The following is a 1,857-nucleotide window of genomic DNA, read 5'->3' as shown; positions in this document are numbered from 1 at the left end:
CTGCCGGTTTGATGCAGTCGCTGCAAGCGGCAGCGGCGACCCATGTGCAGGAGGCCAACCTGCGCTGGCAGTGCGACAGCCACCAGGGCGAATTGCTGTGCAACCGCGACTCCCTGGTGGGCGCGCTGCTCAACCTGATCGAAAACGCTACCCAGGCCAGTGGCCCCGGGGCGCGCCTGAAAGTGCACCTGTATAGCCGCGGACAAACCCTGCGTCTGTGCGTCAGCGACAGCGGCAGCGGTATCGCCCCGCAGGTGCTGCAGCGCCTGGGCGAGCCGTTTTTTACCACCAAGACCAACGGCACTGGCCTGGGCCTGACCGTGGTCAAGGCAGTGGCCCGTGCCCATCAGGGACAATTGCAGCTGCGTTCGCGCCTGGGGCGTGGCACCTGTGCATTGATGACCTTGCCGCTGTTTTCCAGCGCGGCAAGCGCGGAGTAAGAGGATGATGGCTATCAAGGTTTTATTGGTGGAAGACGATCGCGCCCTGCGTGAAGCATTGGCTGACACGCTGCTGTTGGCGGGCCATGACTACCGTGCGGTCGGCTCTGCCGAGGAAGCCTTGGAGGCGGTCGAGCAGGAAACCTTCAGCCTGGTGGTCAGCGACGTCAACATGCCCGGCATGGACGGCCACCAGTTGCTCGGCCTGCTGCGGGTGCGCCAGCCGCAACTGCCGGTGCTGCTGATGACCGCCCATGGCGCGGTGGAGCGGGCGGTGGATGCCATGCGTCAGGGCGCGGCGGATTACCTGGTCAAGCCGTTCGAACCCAAGGCGTTGATCGAACTGGTCGCCCGGCATGCCCTGGGCGTGATGCCCGCAGCCGACGGCGATGGCCCGATTGCCTTTGAGCCGGCCAGCGCGCAATTGCTGGAACTGGCAGCGCGGGTGGCGCGCAGTGATTCCACTGTGCTGATTTCCGGCGAGTCCGGCACCGGTAAAGAAGTGCTGGCGCGTTATATCCACCAGCAATCGGGCCGTGCCAAACAACCGTTCATTGCGATCAACTGCGCGGCGATCCCCGACAACATGCTGGAAGCCACCTTGTTTGGCCATGAAAAGGGCTCGTTCACCGGCGCCATCGCGGCCCAGGCCGGCAAGTTCGAACAAGCCGACGGCGGCACCATTCTGCTCGACGAAATCTCGGAAATGCCCCTGGGCCTGCAAGCCAAGTTGCTGCGGGTATTGCAGGAGCGTGAAGTGGAGCGCGTGGGCGCACGCAAGCCGATCCAGCTGGATATCCGCGTGGTCGCCACCACCAACCGCGACTTGGCGGGTGAAGTGGCGGCGGGGCGCTTCCGTGAAGACCTGTTCTACCGGTTGTCGGTGTTCCCGCTGGCCTGGCGCCCATTGCGTGAGCGCCCGGCGGATATCATTCCCCTGGCCGAGCGCCTGCTGAACAACCACGTCAAAAAAATGAAGCATGCCCAGGCGCGTTTATCGCCCGAGGCGCAGGCGTGCCTGGTCAGTTACCCATGGCCGGGCAACGTGCGCGAGTTGGACAACGCGATCCAGCGTGCGCTGATTTTGCAGCAGGGCGGTTTGATCCAGCCGCAGGATTTCTGCCTGGCCATGGGCAATGGCGCTGCGCCGTTGCCGAGCCTGGCCCCGGCTCCAGTGGTCGTCGAGGCTGAATCAGCCGGTGCCTTGGGCGATGACCTGCGCCGCCGCGAATTCCAGATGATCATCGACACCCTGCGCGCTGAACGTGGCCGCCGCAAAGAAGCGGCCGAGCGCCTGGGCATCAGCCCGCGTACCTTGCGCTACAAGCTGGCGCAGATGCGCGACGCCGGTATGGATGTGGAAGCCTATCTGTTCGCCACCTGACTTCGCGCCCATACCGTTTTTTTGTAGGAGCGA

The 1,857-nt window shown here is 64.5% G+C and carries 2 protein-coding genes; both read left to right on the top strand.

Annotated features, from left to right (window positions below; genetic code table 11):
- On the top strand, positions 1 to 440 hold a 440-nt coding region (locus BKD70_RS23305; protein ID WP_139145826.1), incomplete at its 5' end, for a PAS domain-containing sensor histidine kinase.
- A 7-nt stretch (positions 441 to 447) separates the two neighbouring features.
- On the top strand, positions 448 to 1,824 hold the full coding sequence (locus BKD70_RS23300) for a sigma-54 dependent transcriptional regulator (protein WP_070415488.1): 1,377 nt from the start codon (positions 448 to 450) through the stop codon (positions 1,822 to 1,824).
- Positions 1,825 to 1,857 lie beyond the last annotated feature (33 nt).

Source organism: Pseudomonas sp. BS-2016 (assembly GCF_001806145.1).
Lineage (GTDB): Bacteria > Pseudomonadota > Gammaproteobacteria > Pseudomonadales > Pseudomonadaceae > Aquipseudomonas > Aquipseudomonas lundensis.
This window is presented reverse-complemented; position numbering and strand designations above follow the sequence as displayed.

Excerpts from the sequence above, each read along its gene's own strand:
- BKD70_RS23300 (WP_070415488.1), top strand. The coding sequence starts at position 448 with ATGGCTATCAAGGTTTTATTGGTGGAAGACGATCGCGCCCTGCGTGAA.